The following is a 17,378-nucleotide window of genomic DNA, read 5'->3' on the forward strand; positions in this document are numbered from 1 at the left end:
TTATCCTGTTCCTGTTTCCAGTACCCGGCCTTCAATGTTGAGGCGAGGTGCTGCTTCTCGATCCGAACCCCTGGAAGCGATTGCCCAAGGGCGCAAAAGTGTCGAAAAAATCGATCGAACTACGCGAAGGCAGGCTCGTGTTTCAAGGCATTCGGGGAATTGACCGATGGCGTGGCGCCAACCTGAGAATCCTAGCCGAAAACCGTTCGAAAACTGAGCGGGCTTCGAAACCGACGATTATAGCAACAAAATCAGGCACGTGGCAACGACAAAGCGTGGCCGCGCCACAGTAACTGGCCTGGGGCCGGGCGAAAGGCTGTGCGCATTGACCGGGAAGCCGTGGAGCGGGCGGGTGGAGCGGAAGCCGCCAGCCGCCAGGACCGGCGAACATTCGGCGGCGAGATTCCACCGGCATTCGGTCGCGAAACCGTCAGGAAGCCGCCTCGAAGCCGCCCCTAAGCCACCACAAACCTCCCAGCCGCGCCTGCCAGCACCCCGAAAAAACACGAAAAATCATGCCTCGATGCCGGTCGCAGCGAACGTCCGCGCGATAAATCGGTCCGAATCGCTCTGTCGGCTCATCGCCCGCATTGGCGGGACCCGTATAATAAGCGCCCCATGAATCTATTCCGAGCCCTGCTGACGGTCAGCGGCTTCACGCTGCTGTCGCGCGTGACCGGACTGGCCCGTGAAACGTTGATCGCCCGTGCGTTCGGCGCCAGTCAATACACCGACGCTTTCTACGTCGCCTTCCGCATTCCGAACCTGCTGCGTCGTATTTCCGCCGAAGGCGCGTTCTCGCAGGCTTTCGTGCCGATCCTCGCCGAGTTCAAGAACCAGCAAGGCCACGACGCCACCAAGGCGCTTGTCGACGCGACCTCGACGGTGCTCGCGTGGGCGCTCGCCGTGCTGTCGCTGCTCGGCGTGGTCGGCGCGTCGGGCGTCGTGTTCGTCGTCGCCTCGGGCCTCGCGCACGAAGGCCAGGCTTACCAGCTCGCGGTCGCGATGACGCGCATCATGTTCCCGTACATCATTTTCATTTCGCTGACGTCGCTGGCGTCGGGCGTGCTGAATACGTACAAGAACTTCTCGCTGCCCGCGTTCGCGCCGGTACTGCTGAACGTCGCGTTCATCGGTGCCGCGGTGTTCGTCGCGCCGCGGCTGCAAACGCCGGTCTATGCGCTCGCGTGGGCGGTGATCGTCGGCGGCGTGCTGCAGTTCGTCGTGCAGCTGCCCGGCCTCAAGAAGATCGACATGGTGCCGCGCATCGGCCTGAATCCGCTGCGCGCGCTTGCGCATCGCGGCGTGAAGCGCGTGCTGTCGAAGATGGTGCCGGCGATGTTCGCGGTGTCGGTCGCGCAGATCAGCCTGATCATCAACACCAACATCGCGTCGCGCATCGGCCCCGGCGCGGTGTCGTGGATCAACTACGCGGACCGGCTGATGGAGTTTCCGACCGCGCTGCTCGGCGTCGCGCTCGGCACGATCCTGCTGCCGAGTCTGTCGAAAGCGCACGTCGACGCCGATGCGCACGAGTATTCGTCGTTGCTCGACTGGGGACTGCGCGTGACGTTCCTGCTCGCCGCGCCGAGCGCGATCGCGCTGTTCTTCTTCGCGCAGCCGCTGACCGCGGTGCTGTTCAACTACGGCAAGTTCGACGGCAACTCCGTCGTGATGGTGAGCCGCGCGCTGGCTGCGTACGGCGTCGGCCTGATCGGTCTGATCCTGATCAAGATTCTCGCGCCCGGCTTCTACGCGAAGCAGGACATCAAGACGCCGGTGAAAATCGGCATCGGCGTGCTGATCGTCACGCAGTTGAGCAACTATGTGTTCGTGCCGGTGTTCGCGCATGCGGGGCTGACGCTGAGCGTTGGTCTCGGCGCCTGCGTGAACGCGCTGCTGCTGTTCCTCGGCTTGCGCAAGCGCGGCATCTATATGCCGTCGCGCGGCTGGCTTAAATTCTTCGTGCAACTGCTCGGCGCCTGCCTCGTGCTCGCCGGCGTGATGCGCTGGCTCGCGATCAGCTTCGACTGGATCGGCATGCATAGCCAACCGGTCAATCGGATGGTGCTGCTCGGTGCGTGTCTCGTGGTGTTCGCCGCGCTATATTTCGGTATGCTTTGGTTGATGGGCTTCAAGTACGCGTATTTCAAAAGGCGAGTGAAGTGATCACGATGACGCGGGTTCTCGACTATTTCAGCACGCTCGTCGCCGAAGACGAGAGCCTGCCGTTGACCGAGGCAGCGCTGTCGCTCGCGCAGGACGCTTATCCTGACCTCGATCTGCAGGCGGCACTCGCCGAGATCGACGAGCTGGTGCTGCGGCTGCGCCGCCGCATGCCGGACGACGCCGACATCCGCCAGAAGGTCGGCATCCTGAACCGCTTCTTCTTCCGTGAGCTCGGTTTCGCGAGCAATCTGAACGACTACTACGACCCCGACAACAGTCATCTGAACGTCGTGCTGAAGCGTCGCCGCGGCATTCCGATTTCGCTCGCGGTACTGTACCTGGAGATGGCCGAACAGATCGGCGTTCCGGTACGCGGCGTGTCGTTTCCCGGTCACTTCCTGCTGCGCGTGACGACGCCCGACGGCGACGTAATGCTCGATCCGACCACCGGTCATTCGCTGTCCGAAGCGCAGATGGTCGAGATGCTGGAGCCGTACGTCGCATCCGCCGGCGATTCGGTCGGGCGCGCGTTGCGCATGCTGCTGCAGCCGGCCACCCGCCGCGAAATCGTCGCGCGGATGCTGCGCAATCTGAAGGCGATCTATCTGCAGACCGAGCGCTGGCAGCGCCTGCTCGCGGTGCAACAGCGGCTCGTGATCCTGCTGCCGGACAACATCGAGGAAGTGCGCGATCGCGGCTTCGCGTATGCGCGGCTCGATTATCTGCGGCCCGCGCTCGAGGATCTCGAGAACTATCTTGGCGACCGCCCCGATGCGGAGGATGCGACCGTGGTCGAATCGCAGCTGCACGAATTGCGGCAACGCACGCGGCCCGACGGTAGCGAATAGCGGCGCGCGTTTTTTGGTCGCGTAATTTTCGTCTGCGGAAAACAGCAACGCCTGCCCATGATGCACATGGGCAGGCGTTTTTATTTCCGGTCCGGTTTTGCAAAGCCGCGCGAAGCGGCTTGCAAAGACTGGCGCTCGAACGGTCCTTACTTCGGCTGCATACGGATCGCGCCGTCCAGACGGATCACTTCGCCGTTCAGCATCGGATTGTCGAAGATCTGCTTGGCCAGCATCGCGTATTCCGCCGGTTTGCCGAGACGCGGTGGGAACGGCACCATCGCGCCCAGCGCGTCCTGCACTTCCTGCGGCATGCCGAGCAGCATCGGCGTTTCGAAGATGCCGGGGGCGATCGTCATCACGCGGATCGCGTTGCGCGACAGGTCGCGCGCGATCGGCAGCGTCATGCCGACCACGCCGCCCTTCGACGCGGAGTAGGCCGCCTGGCCGATCTGGCCGTCGTAGGCGGCAACCGACGCGGTGTTGATGATCACGCCGCGCTCGCCATAGCCGTTCGGCTGGTTCTTCGACATTTCCGCCGCCGCGAGCCGGATCATGTTGAAGGTGCCGATCAGGTTGATCGAGATCGTGCGCGTGAACAGATCGAGCGGATGCGGGCCGTCCTTGCCGACCGTCTTCGAGGCCGGCGCGACGCCCGCGCAATTGACGAGACCGCGCAGCGTGCCGAGTTTCGTGGCGGCATCGACGGCATTGCGCGCGTCTTCTTCGCGGCTCACGTCGCATTTGACGAACACGCCGCCGAGTTCCTTCGCGAGCGCTTCGCCCGCGTCCAGATTCAGGTCGGCGAGCACGACCTTGCCGCCGTTTTCGACGAGCAGACGCGCGGTGGCGGCGCCCAGACCCGATGCACCGCCGGTGATCAGGAATACGTTGTCACGAATCTCCATCTCTTCTCCTTTGCTACGGTTGTTCAGTGCTGTCTCGATCGAAGCCTTATCGACGATCGATCGATTGTAGCGGCTGTGCTGCAATGCGGAAAGCGAAGCGGACCTACGCGAACCGATATGGAAAGCTAACTATTTCGCCGACCAGATCGCATCGCTTTCCACTGCGTGCCCGTCGCCTGTTTTCAGACTCGGGCGAAACTCTGGCGAAAGCGACGCGCCAATAAAAAACCCGCCAACAGGGGCGGGTTTTCATGCCAACGCAAACAGCTAACGACGCTTACTTCAGCGCGTCGAACGCGCGGCTGCGGATTTCCTCGACGCTGCCGAGGCCCGAAATCCGGCGGTATTGCGGCGCATTCAGCGAGGTCGATGCATCGCCGTTGTTCGCCCAGCCGTTGTAGTACTCGATCAGCGGCTTGGTTTGCGATTCGTACACTTCGAGACGCTTCTTGACCGTCTCTTCCTTGTCGTCGTCGCGCTGGATCAGCGGTTCGCCGGTCACGTCGTCGATGCCTTCGACTTTCGGCGGATTGAACTTCACGTGATACGTGCGACCCGAAGCCGGGTGCGAGCGGCGGCCGCTCATACGCTCGATGATCTCGTTGAACGGCACGTCGATTTCGAGCACGTAGTCGATCGCGACGCCGGCTTGCTTCATCGCCTCGGCTTGCGGAATCGTGCGCGGGAAGCCGTCGAACAGATAACCGTTCGCGCAATCCGGCTGCTGCAGACGTTCCTTGACGAGATTGATGATCAGTTCATCCGTGACCAGCTCGCCTGCGTCCATGAAGCGCTTTGCTTCGAGGCCGAGCGGGGTGCCCGCCTTGACGGCCGCGCGCAGCATGTCGCCGGTCGAGATTTGCGGAATGCCGAACTTTTCCTTGATGAAGTTGGCCTGAGTGCCTTTGCCAGCACCCGGTGCACCCAACAGGATCAAACGCATGGATATCTCCAGATCTATGTGAATTCTTTGTTGGCGCGGCGTGTTCCGGGAGATTTCTCACCGGGTTCGCCTCGCCTGCCGTTAGCTGGCTCGCGCTGCACGTCGCGTACGACGGCGCTGCGAGATCCGCGCGGCGCGACCGGGATAACCCGGTGTCGCCTGCGCTGGGAGGCGCGCACAACCGTCCGATTATGCCATGCCTTGTTGCGCTCAAGACCCGAATAAAGCCCGTACGCGCGCGAGATCGGCGGGGGTGTCGACACCGGGCAGCGGCACGTCATGCGTGACGAGTACCGCGATGCGCTCGCCATGCCACATCGCGCGTAACTGTTCGAGCGCCTCGACCTGCTCGATCGGCGAGATCGCGAGGCTCGGATAGCTGCGCAGGAATTTCGCGCGATACGCGTACAGGCCGATATGCCGGTACACGACGGCGGGTGCCGGCGGCGTGGGCATCGATGCGACGTTGGGCCAGTGCGGTTGCCACGCATCGCGTGCCCACGGAATCGGTGCGCGCGAAAAATACAGCGCGACGCCGCGCGCGTCGGGCACGACCTTGACGACGTTCGGATTGAAAATTTCGGCGGGATCGGTGATCGGATGCGCGGCCGTTGCGATCGCGCAGCCGCTCGTGGTCGCGAGATGCGCGGCCACGCCTTGCACCAGCGCCGGATCGATCAGCGGTTCGTCGCCCTGCACGTTGACGACGATCGTGTCGTCGCTCCAGCCGAAGCGCGTGGCGACTTCCGCGAGACGGTCCGTGCCCGACGGATGATCGGCGCGCGTGAGCACCGCGTCGAAGCCATGGTCGTGCGCGGCGTCGAGCACTTCCTGCGAGTCCGACGCGACCAGTACCTGCTGCGCGCCCGATTCGCGCGCACGCTCCGCAACGCGCACCACCATCGGCTTGCCGCCGATGTCCGCGAGCGGCTTGTTGGGCAGACGCGTCGACGCGAGGCGGGCCGGCACGACGGCGATAAACGGATGAGTGGCGGTGTGGGTCATCGGATCAGGGCGGGCGGCGAGAAGACCGGGAGGAAGCGTGCGCGAGCGTAACGCGTACGCGGATTCAGATTAAAACCGATGCGGCGAAGAAGGGCGAGAACGGCGGGAAGGGTGACGATGGACCGACGCGGCGGCGACTGATGCGCGCACGTGGTGTGCGGTCCGCTCCCGCGTTCGTCGCCAATCGACCCGCGTCAGGCGACCGAGCCCGGATTCAGGTCGACCGGCGTGCCTTCGACGGTTTGCCGCGCTTCGTCGACCAGCATCACGGGGATGCCGTCGCGGATCGGATAGGCGAGCTTGTCGGCGTTGCAGATCAGTTCCTGCGCGGCGCGGTCGTAGCTGAGCGGGCCCTTGCAGATCGGGCAGACGAGAATTTCAAGCAGGCGAGCGTCCACGGACTTTCTCCACAACTAATGCAATGAGGCGATGATCGAGCGCGGTTTCGACGGGGACAACCCAGATGCGCGCGTCGTGCCAGGACCCTAATTTTACCGCATCCTTTTCCGTTATCAGGATCGCGTCGACGTCGATGTCGGTGAACGGATTGCGCTCGAACGCGTAGTGATCGGGCAGCGCGCGGGTCGAGGGCGCGAGGCCGGCCGCGCGCACCGTCGCGAAAAAACGTTCCGGCGCGCCGATGCCGGCCGCGGCCAGCACGCGCTGACCGGCGAATTGGGCGAGCGGGCGGCGCAGCGCGGGGTTGTCCAGATGCCACGCGTCGCCGGGCGCGAGTTGCAGGGCGAAGGTGTTCGGCCATGCGGGCAGCGTGCGCGCGTACGGATCGTTGATCAACGTCGCGTCGCGTCGGCGCGATAGCGGTTCGCGCAGCGGCCCCGCCGGCAGCAGAAAACCGTTGCCGCCGAGCCGGTGATCGAACACGACCAGTTCGGCGTCGCGCGCGAGGCGATAGTGCTGCAGACCATCGTCGCTGACGATCACGTCGACGTCGCGGTGCGCGGCGCACAGCGCCTGCGCGGCGGCCACGCGGTCCGGGCAGACCCACACCGGTGCGCCGGTGCGACGCGCGATCAGGAGCGGCTCGTCGCCACCGACGCGTGCCGACGAGCCCGGCGTGACCGAGGTCGGCGTATTCACGCGCGCGCCATAGCCGCGCGACACGACGCCGGGCGTAAAGCCCGCGGCGCGCAGCGCCTCGACCAGCGCGATCACGGTCGGAGTTTTGCCTGTACCGCCGACGGTCACATTGCCGACCACCACGACCGGCACGCCGACACGCACCGACTTCAGCCAGCCGAACGAGAACGCGGCACGGCGCGCGGCCGCGATGGCGCCGAACACGCAGGCGAGTGGCGTCAGTGCCCAGGCGAGCGGACCGCGCTGTTGCCATTCGCGCGCGAGGCGCGCTTCGAGACGATGGCTGAGTTTGCTCATGGGCGGGCGATGACAGCGAACTGCGCGCCGCGCACCGGATGCGGGCGAAGCGGAGACGCGAAGGCGTCGGGTGCGATACGCGGGGTCAGCATCAGCACGATTCTCCGGGCAATCGAAAATTGAGGCGGGTTGAGAGGCAGCAGCAGGGGCAGCGGCAGCACTCGCGCAAGCAAGGCCGGGGCGCAAGCGGCGTAGCCGCTGGACTCGTGCTGCCTGGCCAGGTCCTGGCTCGATGGTCTGGCGCCGTGGTTTGACGCGTTGCCCAGTCATGCCCTCAACGGCCGGCCATGCGCTCACCGACACGCCAGGACAATCCTGCCACCGGGACGGTCCGAGCGTCCCCGACTTGTCCCTGACGTGTCTATTTCGCGCTGGTTCGGCATGCCGTGGAACCCGCCACTCTAGCGCGCGGGCATCCCGCCCGGCAAGTCGCGCGGCGAGCGCGGCAGCTTCGCCGACACGTTTCGGCGGTGTGCACGCCCTGTGGATAACTTTGTGGAGAACCTGCCATCCGATTGGCCGAAATGGCCGTTCCGTGCGCTCTGGCTCGGTGTGGTTGCACCTTGTTGAGATATAAACACCATATAAATCAAAGGCATGCCCTGAATTCGCGAGCGTTGGCGCGGGTTCTGGCGGAATTCGTCAGGCGGTTCCCGCCATGTGGACACTTTTAACAATCCAGCGATCAAGCTGGACGCCGCTAGCCAGTCGGTCTATCGTCTGTCCGGCCAGTTCTATTTAATCCTCGCATGAATCCCGAAAGTCCCTTTGCTGCGCCGGCGACGCCCGGTGGTGACGTCGTCGTTCCCGTTTCCGCACTCAATCGCGCGATCGGCTCGATGCTCGAACGCTCGTTTCCGCTCATCTGGGTGGCGGGCGAAGTCTCGAATTTCACGCGCGCCGCGAGCGGCCACTGGTATTTCTCGATCAAGGATGCGCAGGCGCAAATGCGTTGCGTGATGTTTCGTGGCCGCGCGCAATACGCCGAGTTCACGCCGCGCGAAGGCGATCGCATCGAAGTGCGCGCGCTGGTCACGATGTACGAACCGCGCGGCGAGTTGCAACTGAACGTCGAAGCGGTGCGCCGCACCGGCCAGGGACGTCTGTACGAAGCGTTTCTGCGACTGAAGGCGCAGCTCGAGGCCGAGGGTCTCTTTGCCGCCGAGCGCAAACGCGCGCTGCCGACGCATCCGCGCGCGATCGGTATCGTCACGTCGTTGCAGGCGGCCGCGTTGCGCGACGTGCTGACGACGCTGTCGCGCCGCGCGCCGCATATTCCGGTGATCGTTTATCCGGCGCCGGTGCAGGGCGTGGGCGTCAGCGCGAAGCTCGCCGCGATGGTCGAGGCGGCCGGCGCGCGGCGTGAGGTCGATGTGCTGATCGTGTGCCGCGGTGGCGGCTCGATCGAGGATCTGTGGGCGTTCAACGAAGAAGTGCTGGCGCGCGCGATCGCGGAAAGCGCGATTCCGGTGGTGAGCGGCGTCGGTCATGAAACCGATTTCACGATCGCCGATTTCGCCGCCGATGTGCGCGCGCCGACGCCGACCGGCGCCGCCGAACTCGTGAGTCCGCAGCGCGCGATGCTGCTGCGCGAGCTCGATCATCGGCACGCGACGCTGGCACGCGCGTTCGGCCGCATGATGGAGCGGCGCGCGCAGCAACTCGACTGGCTTGCGCGCCGGCTGGTGTCGCCGGCCGAGCGGCTCGAGCGGCAACGCGCGCATCTGCAGCAGTTGCGCGTGCGGCTTGCGTCGGCGGGTGCGCGGCCGGTGCGCGATGCGCGGGCGCGCTTTGCGCTGCTGCAGATGCGCTGGCAACGCTGGCGCCCGGATCTCGCCGCCGAGCAGACGCGCGTGAACAACCTCGCGCAGCGTTTGAATGCCGCGTTGTCGCGCCAGCACGAACGCCAGACCGCGCGTATCGATACGCTCGCCGCGCGGCTCGAAGTGCTGAGTCCGCAGCGCACGCTCGAGCGCGGCTATGCGGCGGTGCTCGATGCGCAAAGCGGCCGGGCGATCCGCACGCCGTCGTCGCTGAAACCGGGCCGGCGCCTGACGATGCATCTCGCCGAGGGTTCGGCCGACGTCGCGCTCGCCGACGTGCAGGCTCGCCTGAGCGACGGCTTCTGATGTTTCAGCGGTGGGCGTGTGTTGCGTCGTGCCGTGTCGTGTTGCTGTTTCGCTCCGTTTGGCCCCGTTTGGCCGTGTTCCGATCGTGCGGGCATGCGTCGTGCGCAACCGTTCTGAAGGCCTTGCGCGCGGCGTGTTTGTCATGCTGGGCATAAAGTCCGTCGGTTTGCGGGGTTATTCCAACTCGCCTACAATCGAGTGCTCTAAAGCGTCCTCCGCAGACTCCCCCCACAACAGATACAGAAGGAAAGCACCATGGAACATACGCTCCCGCCGCTGCCGTTCGCGAAAAACGCGCTCGTCCCGCACATGTCGGAAGAGACGCTTGAGTTTCACTACGGCAAGCACCACCAGACCTATGTGACCAACCTGAACAATCTGATCAAGGGCACGGAGTTCGAAAACCTGTCGCTGGAAGAGATCGTCAAGAAGTCGTCGGGCGGCATCTTCAATAACTCGGCTCAGGTGTGGAACCACACGTTCTTCTGGAACAGCCTGTCGCCGCAAGGTGGCGGCGCTCCGACCGGCGCGCTGGCTGACGCGATCAACGCCAAGTGGGGTTCGTTCGACAAGTTCAAGGAAGAATTCGCGAAGACCGCGGTCGGCACGTTCGGCTCGGGCTGGGCATGGCTGGTGAAGAAGGCCGACGGTTCGCTCGACCTCGTGTCGACGAGCAACGCCGCGACCCCGCTGACCACCGACGCCAAGGCACTGCTGACGATCGACGTGTGGGAGCACGCGTACTACATCGACTACCGCAATGCGCGTCCGAAGTTCGTCGAAGCGTACTGGAACATCGTCAACTGGGAATTCGCAGCGAAGAACTTCGCCTGAGATCGCCGGTTGTTGCTGACCGTCGATGTCGTGACTTGACGCGAGATTCGGATCGTTCGAACTGAATCCGCCGGTTGCGATCGATGACGGTAGCGAAACGAGAAAGCCCTCCTATGCGAGGGCTTTCTGTTTTTTGGAGCCGAGGAGGGGCTGGCTGCTTTCGCTTCCAGGTGTGGCGTAGGCTTCTTTCTGGTTTCTGGTGGGGTGGTTGAAAGAAGATTGTCACAGTTCGTAACTGCGGTGATGTGCGCGTCGGGTGGTGGCGCGTGGTAGGCAAGCTGGTTGAGTCGTGTTTTCGCGCGGCTTACTAATTGCTGCTCTCTGCCTGTTATCGGTCCGTTTCTGCCGGTTTCTGTTGCTGCTTCGCTGCTAGTTACCGGAATCCGTGCTCGTCGATATCGACCGGTGCCGATGACCGCGCCCGCCACTGGGGGGCCTTGCCGAACTTGCAGGCGTGGGTGGCGGCGGATGGTTGATGTACTGGAAGTTTTGCGCGACGGCCGCGTTGGGAAAGCTCGTTGCTGCCGGTTGCTGGAGGACGATGCTGGGTGCCGCGGGATTCGATTGTGCGAACACGGGCGCGGCGCTAACGATGCATGTCGCGCTCGCGGCGAGAATGAGCCGGTTCATCGTGGCATCCTTTGTTTGTCGATTGCTGCGTCTATGGGGTGGGGCGCGTCGTACTGCGAGCGCGGGGCGGTTGGGTTTTGTTCGAGGCGAGTGTAGGCCGCGCAGCGTCGGATTTGATTGCCGGTCGATTTACAAGCATTACCCGATATACCGGGTGCGATCGCCGAATTTCCCTGAAGCGAGTGCCTGGAAGGACGAGCGAGGAAAAACTTTCTGTAACGAAGCTGTAACCACGGAATTTAGCGATTAGCCTACCGTGGGGATTCCGATATTTCGAAGTGGCACGACCATGATTTCCAGCAATAAATCGATCAGCCTGGCTATTCCCGCTGCCGTCATCGCGCTTGCGCTTGGCGGTTGCGCGGTGGTGCCTCCGAGCGGCCCGAGCGTGGTCGCGATGCCGCGCAGCGGCGAACCGCTCAACCAGTTCCAGCAGAACGACTATGAGTGTCGTGATTACGCGAACCGCTCGACCAATCCGTCCGGCGCGGCGCAAGCGGCGACCAACAATAGCGTGAACAGCGCGGCGCTTGGCACGATCGGCGGCGCGGCCATCGGCGCGCTGCTTGGCGCGGCCGCAGGCAACGCTGGCGCGGGTGCGGCGATCGGCGCAGGCAGCGGCCTGCTGATCGGCAGCGCGAACGGTGCGAATGGTGCCGAATATTCGGCCGCGGGCATGCAGGCGCGCTACGACGCCGCCTACGCGCAATGTATGACGTCGAAGGGCGATACGATTGCCCAGCCTCAACCTCAGCCTTATTACGCACCGCAGCCTGTGTACGTTGCGCCTCGGCCTTACTACGCGCCGCCGCCGGTCATGTATGCGCCTTATCCGTACTACTGAGCGGTGATTTCATCGGGGGCGACGGGCATGTTGGTTAAGCATGGGCTGTCGATCTCTGCGAGCACTGTGACTCCTGACTGCAACGGTTGGGTTCCGGAGGGGCGCGTCAGATGCCTGGCCGACAGATGCGAAGCGATGTCATGTCGGGCGTCTTGTTTGCTGAGGACGTGGGTGGTGCGGTGGCGACTGCTTGTGGCTGCGGCGTGCAGGGCTTGCCACGTTTAGACGGCTAGCGGCCATTCGGTCGACGAATTCAGGCCGATTTCGCACCATTTCCGATTGAAATTGAGCGATGCGCTGGCGGGCCTATGCAGCTCGCCAGCTTACTATCTATCTCAGCGTTTTTTGCTCCGGAAGCCTGAATGATCGCGTGACCACTGGGTGCCGGGCGACAGCCAGGCGTGCGATGACGCCTGGCTTGCTCCGTTGATGATCGAAGCAATGTCGGTTGTGTGCTTATTCCACGTTGTCCGACGATGCCGCTTTGCGCGGACGACGACCACGCGACGCTGTCTTGCGCGTTGCCTTTTTAGCGGCCGCAGGCACTTCTTCCGGGTTGGCCGCGGCTGCAATGCCCTCGGTTGGCGCAGCGATTTCGGGGACTTCGTCGACTGTTCGCGGCGCGCTTTTCTTCACCTTCTTCGCAGCCGGTTTGCGTGACGCACGTTTTTTGGCGCTTTGCGGCTGTTCGCGTTGCTCGTTGTCCGTGTGCTGGCCGGGTTCGTTTTCGCTACTGATGGCGAGATGTTCCGCGGCGGCATGTCGTTCCGTTGCCCAGGAGCGAGCTTCGGGCTGCCCGATAACGAATTCATGTGCGGAAGGCGCCGGCTCGTGCGCTTCCTGTTGCAGGATGGGCTCGATATGCTCAGCACGTTCGACATGTTTCGCTCGTTCGGTCTCTTCAGTGTGTTCAGCGGTAGCTGATTCGGCGGCCGTTGGCGCTTCATGAGCAGAACCGCCATACGCGGACTCTTCGCGAGCGGCTTCCTGCTGACCGCGACCCGCCTTACGATTACCTCGGTCCTTGCGGCGCGACTTGTGCTTGCCACCTGACTCGGACGTCGCCGCGTGCGTAGCTTGCGCGGCCGGCGCGTCGCTTGAGTGCTCGGTTGCCTGTTCGGCCGTCTCTGCTTCGACGGACTCATTGACCGACTCACTGACAGCTTCACCGATGGCTTCGCTCGCGACGTTGGCCGTCGCGCTTCGATACACATACGCACCGGACTTTTCATCGCGACCGAACTCGAGCAATCCACGCGCCTGCGCTTCTTCCAGCAGATTGCCGAACGCGCGAAAACCATAGTAGGTCTCGTTGAAATCGGGTTTGCGGCGCTTGATGGCGTTCTTCAGCACCGAAGCCCAGATCTTGCCGCTGTCGCCGCGTTCGGACGCGAGTGCATCGAACGTCTGCACTGCAATTTCAACCGCTTTACTCCGGCGTTTTTCGAGATCCTCCTTGGGGCGGGCCTTTTCTTCGTCCGGCGCACGTTTGGCGGCTTGTTGAGCGCCCGGTTGCTGACGCGACGACTCGCGCCTCGCGACCGCGCGCTGGCTTTCGCGCACGAGGTCATCGTAAAAGAAGAACTCGTCGCAATTTGCGATCAGCAGGTCCGACGTGGACTGCTGTACGCCGACCCCAATCACCTGCTTGGCGTTCTCGCGCAGTTTCGATACGAGCGGCGAAAAATCCGAGTCGCCACTGATGATGACGAACGTATTGACGTGCGATTTCGTGTAGCAGAGGTCGAGCGCATCGACCACAAGCCGGATGTCGGCGGAATTCTTGCCTGATTGGCGCACGTGCGGAATCTCGATCAGCTCGAAATTCGCCTCGTGCATTGCCCCTTTGAAACTCTTGTAGCGGTCCCAGTCGCAATACGCTTTCTTGACGACGATACTGCCCTTCAGCAGCAGGCGTTCGAGCACCAGCTTGATGTCGAACTTGTCGTACTTCGCGTCGCGTACGCCGAGAGCGACGTTTTCGAAGTCGCAGAATAGCGCCATGCTGACGTTTTCGTTGGATGACGCCATGTATCTCTCCATTGAAGCGGTCGTCGAACTCGACGAATCGCGACATGATAGCGATTCCAGCGAAGGTGAGCAGCTTTTGTGGCTCGGTCGCACCGACGAGGATGCGGAAATGTCCGGTAAGCGACGGCATGTCAGTTTCGTGACGCGTTCTCAAGACGAATTGCACCGCTCAGTGCCTCCCGCGTTTCCAGCACCGCGTCGATCAAGCCATAGTCTCTGGCTTCGGGCGCCGACATGAAGTTGTCGCGGTCGGTGTCGCGCGCGATGTCTTCGATGCTACGGCCGGTGCGCTCGGCCATCATCGCGTTCAGACGCGCACGCGAATACAACACCTCTTTTGCCTGAATCTCGATGTCCGCGGCGGTGCCCTGACCACCGCCGGAGGGCTGGTGAATCATGATTCGCGCATTCGGTAGCGCATACCGTTTGCCGCGTTGGCCCGCAGTGAGCAGGAACGTGCCCATGCTCGCGGCAAAGCCTGTGCACAAGGTCGAGACTTCGGGTTTGATGAACTGCATGGTGTCGTAAATCGCGAGGCCGTCGTATACCGAGCCGCCCGGCGAATTGATGTAAAAGGAAATATCCTTGTCAGGATTCTCGGACTCCAGAAACAGCAGTTGCGCGACGATCAGACTGGCGGATTGTTCGTTGACCGGCCCGATCAGAAACACGATGCGTTCGCGCAGCAGACGGGAATAGATGTCGTACGCGCGTTCGCCGCGACCGGACTGTTCGATCACTGTCGGCACGAAACCCAGGCTGGAGACAGATGGATAGCTGGAAGGCATAGGCTCCTCGTTCAGGACAGGGGTGATGACGGGACATTCGCGGATGAGCATGCGGCGCCAGTTCGTCAACTGCGCGCGCCATGCGCCGGTTGTTGGTCATTTGACGAAGCGGCGGTCGCCCGTGTGACAGAAATTTTTTCGTGTTTCGCTGTCACATCAGTAGGTGCCGCGGCGTCAAGCTCAGGAATGCCGACGATGGCGCGCCTGAACTGCACCGCAATTGCACTACGGTGGGCAGGCGTCTTTTTCACCACGCACGATCTGGAGGTCTACGCATGACGGAACAGGGAATCGACAAGGCATCCAGTTTCGAGGCTGCACGCGCCCGTCTGCTGGCGCTGGCGTACCGGATGCTCGGCAGCCGTGCGGAAGCGGAAGACGTGGTGCAGGACGTCTGGCTTAAATGGCATCTGGCCGACACGCAGGTGGTGCAAACCCCGGCCGCCTGGCTCACCACATTGACTACGCGTACGGCAATCGACCGTCTGCGGCACGCGCAGCGCGAGCGTGCGTCGCAGGCTACCGGATGGCTACCGGAGCCGTGGCTCGACCAGGTCGCGCCATCGGCGGAGGAGCTGGCGTTACGCGCGGCGGACATGTCGTATGGCGTGATGCTGCTGCTGGAGCACCTGAAGCCTGACGAACGCGCGGCCTTCGTCCTGCATGAAGCGTTCGATTGCGATTATGCGGAGATTGCCTCGATTCTTGAGCGCACGCCGGCGGCCTGCCGGCAGATCGTCCATCGGGCCAAAGCGCGTTTGAGGCGTGCGGGCGCACCGTTGGAACGGCCGGATCCAGCGGTACACGGGCGGATCGTCGAGCGTTTGCGAGCGGCGCTGGAAGCACAGGATCGAGCAAGCCTGCTGCGACTCTTCGGCGACGAGCCCGAATTGATTAGCGACGCGCCATTGTATGGACCGCTGGGTGCTCCGGCTCATACGCTTCCGCATGCACATCCATCTGTGCCTCCCCATGCGCCGCTATACGCTCCGATCAAGGGCGCCGTGAACGACCCTTCCGGTTTATGTTGTCGCCTGTCTCTCATCGCGCAGCCCCAAACAGCCGAAACCGAATCGCTGCACACGTGCGAACCCGTTGGCGGCCCCGGATGGATGGGGGCGATCGCGTCGCTTACGCGCCAGGCGAGCCATGCCGAGGTGGTGTCGATGGCCGGAGCCTTGTGCATCGCGTTGTTCTGCGACGGCGACGTGGTCGGCGTGATCGACGTGCTGACGGATGGCGCAACGGACGACTCGGCGCGAATCGTCTCGGTGCGCATTGTGACCAGTGCTGCGCGCTTGCAGGCAGCCAACCAGATGCTGGGTCGCGAGGCCGTTAGGCAACTGCTCGCCCGGATCAAGGATCAGCCGGGCGCTTCAGTTACGGTGAGCCGCGACTTCCCAGTTGATGTCGACGCATAACACCTGGGTGCCATGCGGCGTGTGAGCGGCGATCGAGGCCGTGACGCAAAGGTGTGCTTCGTTGATCGATAGATACGGTGGTGTCAGATGCACCTGACCGGGTTGGCGCATCGCCTGGATGAAGTACGGGCGACGTTCCCAGCTCGCGCCTTCGGAGTGCAGCAGCGGGCGGAAGCGCTTTGCGCGCTGCGACGTGCGGCCCGGCGGCAACACGTTGTCGCCGATCTGCCGGCCCGAACCGTCCAGCACGAAGCAGCGGGCCGTTTCGCCCAGTGCGAGCAGTGGCGCGGTGGCCTGTGCGATCGGTTCGCCGGCAACCAGTTGGGCGGCGGCTGTCTCGAGCGCGGTGACGTACGGAGCGAGTCGCGCGGACTGAGCCTTCTCGCGAGCGGTAACGCGTTCGCGCAGCGCGGCGGAGAGCGAATCCATCAGGCCGGCCGCAACTTGCGGCTTGACCGGTTCGACGCTGGGGCCCGAGAAAAAGGCGCCCTGCACGAAGTCCACGTTGCATTCGAGCGCAATCAGCGCGTCGCGTTCGGTGCTCAGGCCGCCCATCAGCACCAGCTGTCCGGACTCGTGCAGCAGCGAAACGAGGCCCGGCAGCACGCGTTCGATGTGCGAATGTTCGCTCGCCTGAGCAAGGATGCAGCGATCGAGCGTGACGATATCCGGCCGCAGATTCCACACGCGGTCGATGTTCGAATGCTTCGCGCCGAAGCCGTCAAGTGCGATCAGAAAGCCGGACTTGCGCAGCGCGTCGACGATTTCCGCAAAGCGGGTCGTTTCGCCGCCGGCCTGCTCGGACACTTCGAGCACCACGCGTTGCGGCGGCAAACCGAGCATCTTCAGGCCGGCAAGCAGTGCGTCGCCATAGCTGGTGTCCATCAAGGCGGCCGGATGCAGGCTCAGGAAAAGCCATTCGTCGTGGCTGTCGAAGGCGTTGAAATTGCCGAGGTGCAGGGATTCGGCCAGTCGTCCGAGTTCCAGCAGGTCGCCGCGGCGGGCGGCCTGAGTGAACACTTCGTGCGAGGGGACTTGCCGTGCATGTTCGTCGTGGGCGCGCAGCGACGCGTGGTAGCCGATCGCCCGCCGGTGCGACACCGAGAAAACTGGCTGGAACACGCTGAAAACGGTGTAGCCGCCATACAGGACGGTACGCCGCGAGCCCTCGTCGCCGGCCATTGGGCGTGGTGGCTGAAAGCCGGGAGGATCGAGTTCGATCATGCTCATCATGTCGGTCGTGTGGAAGTAGCGGCGCTTGCAGGGCTCGATACGAGTTCGCACGCGCAGATCAGGAGTTTACAAGATAGACCAGCAAGAACTATGCGCGTATGCAAACACAGTCTCAGCGTCCGGCAGCCATACGCCGAGGCGACTATTGTGCGCCTGCCGGGATGCGAAGGCGACGACTCGCACTTCACTGGTGCGGTGTACGC

14 protein-coding genes are annotated in these 17,378 nt (G+C 63.5%); 6 read left to right on the forward strand and 8 right to left on the reverse strand.

The genetic code is table 11. From position 1 onward, the window contains the following. Positions 1–618 precede the first annotated feature (618 nt). Both murJ and HHL14_RS00080 read left to right on the forward strand, forming a co-directional pair. The gene (murJ, locus tag HHL14_RS00075) at positions 619–2,169 is read left to right on the forward strand and encodes a murein biosynthesis integral membrane protein MurJ (protein ID WP_169495572.1); all 1,551 of its coding nucleotides are present in this window, start codon (positions 619–621) and stop codon (positions 2,167–2,169) included. 5 nt (positions 2,170–2,174) lie between these two features. Further along, on the forward strand, positions 2,175–3,017 hold the full coding sequence (locus HHL14_RS00080) for a SirB1 family protein (RefSeq protein WP_169496264.1): 843 nt from the start codon (positions 2,175–2,177) through the stop codon (positions 3,015–3,017). Between the two features lie 146 nt (positions 3,018–3,163). Here the strand turns inward: HHL14_RS00080 and HHL14_RS00085 are convergent, their stop codons facing one another. The 5 genes from HHL14_RS00085 to lpxK all read right to left on the reverse strand — a co-directional run bounded on the left by HHL14_RS00085 (position 3,164) and on the right by lpxK (position 7,265). Beyond that, positions 3,164–3,922: a 3-hydroxyacyl-CoA dehydrogenase gene (locus HHL14_RS00085; RefSeq protein WP_169495573.1), complete on the reverse strand. Its 759-nt coding sequence runs from the start codon at positions 3,920–3,922 to the stop codon at positions 3,164–3,166. Between the two features lie 277 nt (positions 3,923–4,199). Continuing rightward, positions 4,200–4,865, reverse strand: coding sequence for an adenylate kinase (gene adk, locus HHL14_RS00090; RefSeq protein ID WP_169495574.1), 666 nt, complete (start codon positions 4,863–4,865; stop codon positions 4,200–4,202). Between the two features lie 210 nt (positions 4,866–5,075). Beyond that, on the reverse strand, positions 5,076–5,870 hold the full coding sequence (gene kdsB, locus HHL14_RS00095) for a 3-deoxy-manno-octulosonate cytidylyltransferase (RefSeq protein ID WP_169495575.1): 795 nt from the start codon (positions 5,868–5,870) through the stop codon (positions 5,076–5,078). Positions 5,871–6,064: 194 nt separating this feature from the next. Further along, the gene (locus tag HHL14_RS00100; protein ID WP_007180583.1) at positions 6,065–6,268 is read right to left on the reverse strand and encodes a Trm112 family protein; all 204 of its coding nucleotides are present in this window, start codon (positions 6,266–6,268) and stop codon (positions 6,065–6,067) included. Continuing rightward, positions 6,249–7,265 (reverse strand): tetraacyldisaccharide 4'-kinase, encoded by a 1,017-nt coding sequence (gene lpxK, locus HHL14_RS00105; protein WP_169495576.1) that lies wholly within the window; start codon positions 7,263–7,265, stop codon positions 6,249–6,251. Before lpxK ends, HHL14_RS00100 begins: the two co-directional genes overlap by 20 nt. Before the next feature lie 749 nt (positions 7,266–8,014). Here lpxK and xseA point away from each other — a divergent pair. The 3 genes from xseA to HHL14_RS00120 all read left to right on the forward strand — a co-directional run bounded on the left by xseA (position 8,015) and on the right by HHL14_RS00120 (position 11,702). After that, on the forward strand, positions 8,015–9,394 hold the full coding sequence (gene xseA, locus HHL14_RS00110) for an exodeoxyribonuclease VII large subunit (RefSeq protein ID WP_169495577.1): 1,380 nt from the start codon (positions 8,015–8,017) through the stop codon (positions 9,392–9,394). Positions 9,395–9,649: 255 nt separating this feature from the next. Beyond that, positions 9,650–10,228 (forward strand): superoxide dismutase [Fe], encoded by a 579-nt coding sequence (gene sodB / locus HHL14_RS00115; protein WP_169495578.1) that lies wholly within the window; start codon positions 9,650–9,652, stop codon positions 10,226–10,228. A 919-nt stretch (positions 10,229–11,147) separates the two neighbouring features. Then, the gene (locus tag HHL14_RS00120) at positions 11,148–11,702 is read left to right on the forward strand and encodes a glycine zipper family protein (RefSeq protein WP_169495579.1); all 555 of its coding nucleotides are present in this window, start codon (positions 11,148–11,150) and stop codon (positions 11,700–11,702) included. A 456-nt stretch (positions 11,703–12,158) separates the two neighbouring features. On the opposite strand, the gene HHL14_RS00125 is transcribed toward HHL14_RS00120, so the two are convergent. Both HHL14_RS00125 and clpP read right to left on the reverse strand, forming a co-directional pair. Then, the gene (locus HHL14_RS00125) at positions 12,159–13,733 is read right to left on the reverse strand and encodes an NYN domain-containing protein (protein WP_169495580.1); all 1,575 of its coding nucleotides are present in this window, start codon (positions 13,731–13,733) and stop codon (positions 12,159–12,161) included. A gap of 131 nt (positions 13,734–13,864) precedes the next feature. Continuing rightward, on the reverse strand, positions 13,865–14,521 hold the full coding sequence (gene clpP / locus HHL14_RS00130) for an ATP-dependent Clp endopeptidase proteolytic subunit ClpP (RefSeq protein WP_169496265.1): 657 nt from the start codon (positions 14,519–14,521) through the stop codon (positions 13,865–13,867). Positions 14,522–14,796: 275 nt separating this feature from the next. Here clpP and HHL14_RS00135 point away from each other — a divergent pair, with 275 nt between their 5' ends. Beyond that, a complete protein-coding gene (locus HHL14_RS00135; protein WP_169495581.1) occupies positions 14,797–15,942 on the forward strand; it encodes a sigma-70 family RNA polymerase sigma factor in 1,146 nt (381 codons plus the stop codon). Here HHL14_RS00135 and HHL14_RS00140 read toward each other — a convergent pair. Beyond that, complete coding sequence (locus tag HHL14_RS00140) at positions 15,898–17,172, reverse strand: EAL domain-containing protein (protein ID WP_169496266.1); 1,275 nt, start codon at positions 17,170–17,172, stop codon at positions 15,898–15,900. The genes HHL14_RS00135 and HHL14_RS00140 overlap by 45 nt on opposite strands. Between the last annotated feature and the right edge of the window lie 206 nt (positions 17,173–17,378).

The organism is Paraburkholderia antibiotica, assembly GCF_012927125.1.
In the GTDB taxonomy this organism is placed as follows: domain Bacteria; phylum Pseudomonadota; class Gammaproteobacteria; order Burkholderiales; family Burkholderiaceae; genus Paraburkholderia; species Paraburkholderia antibiotica.

Bases quoted from the DNA above. Each gene is read 5' to 3' on its own strand.
- murJ (WP_169495572.1), top strand. From the start codon at position 619: ATGAATCTATTCCGAGCCCTGCTGACGGTCAGCGGCTTCACGCTGCTG.
- HHL14_RS00080 (WP_169496264.1), top strand. From the start codon at position 2,175: ATGACGCGGGTTCTCGACTATTTCAGCACGCTCGTCGCCGAAGACGAG.
- HHL14_RS00085 (WP_169495573.1), bottom strand. From the start codon at position 3,922: ATGGAGATTCGTGACAACGTATTCCTGATCACCGGCGGTGCATCGGGT.
- adk (WP_169495574.1), bottom strand. From the start codon at position 4,865: ATGCGTTTGATCCTGTTGGGTGCACCGGGTGCTGGCAAAGGCACTCAG.
- kdsB (WP_169495575.1), bottom strand. From the start codon at position 5,870: ATGACCCACACCGCCACTCATCCGTTTATCGCCGTCGTGCCGGCCCGC.
- lpxK (WP_169495576.1), bottom strand. From the start codon at position 7,265: ATGAGCAAACTCAGCCATCGTCTCGAAGCGCGCCTCGCGCGCGAATGG.
- xseA (WP_169495577.1), top strand. From the start codon at position 8,015: ATGAATCCCGAAAGTCCCTTTGCTGCGCCGGCGACGCCCGGTGGTGAC.
- sodB (WP_169495578.1), top strand. From the start codon at position 9,650: ATGGAACATACGCTCCCGCCGCTGCCGTTCGCGAAAAACGCGCTCGTC.
- HHL14_RS00120 (WP_169495579.1), top strand. From the start codon at position 11,148: ATGATTTCCAGCAATAAATCGATCAGCCTGGCTATTCCCGCTGCCGTC.
- HHL14_RS00125 (WP_169495580.1), bottom strand. From the start codon at position 13,733: ATGGCGTCATCCAACGAAAACGTCAGCATGGCGCTATTCTGCGACTTC.
- clpP (WP_169496265.1), bottom strand. From the start codon at position 14,521: ATGCCTTCCAGCTATCCATCTGTCTCCAGCCTGGGTTTCGTGCCGACA.
- HHL14_RS00135 (WP_169495581.1), top strand. From the start codon at position 14,797: ATGACGGAACAGGGAATCGACAAGGCATCCAGTTTCGAGGCTGCACGC.
- HHL14_RS00140 (WP_169496266.1), bottom strand. From the start codon at position 17,172: ATGAGCATGATCGAACTCGATCCTCCCGGCTTTCAGCCACCACGCCCA.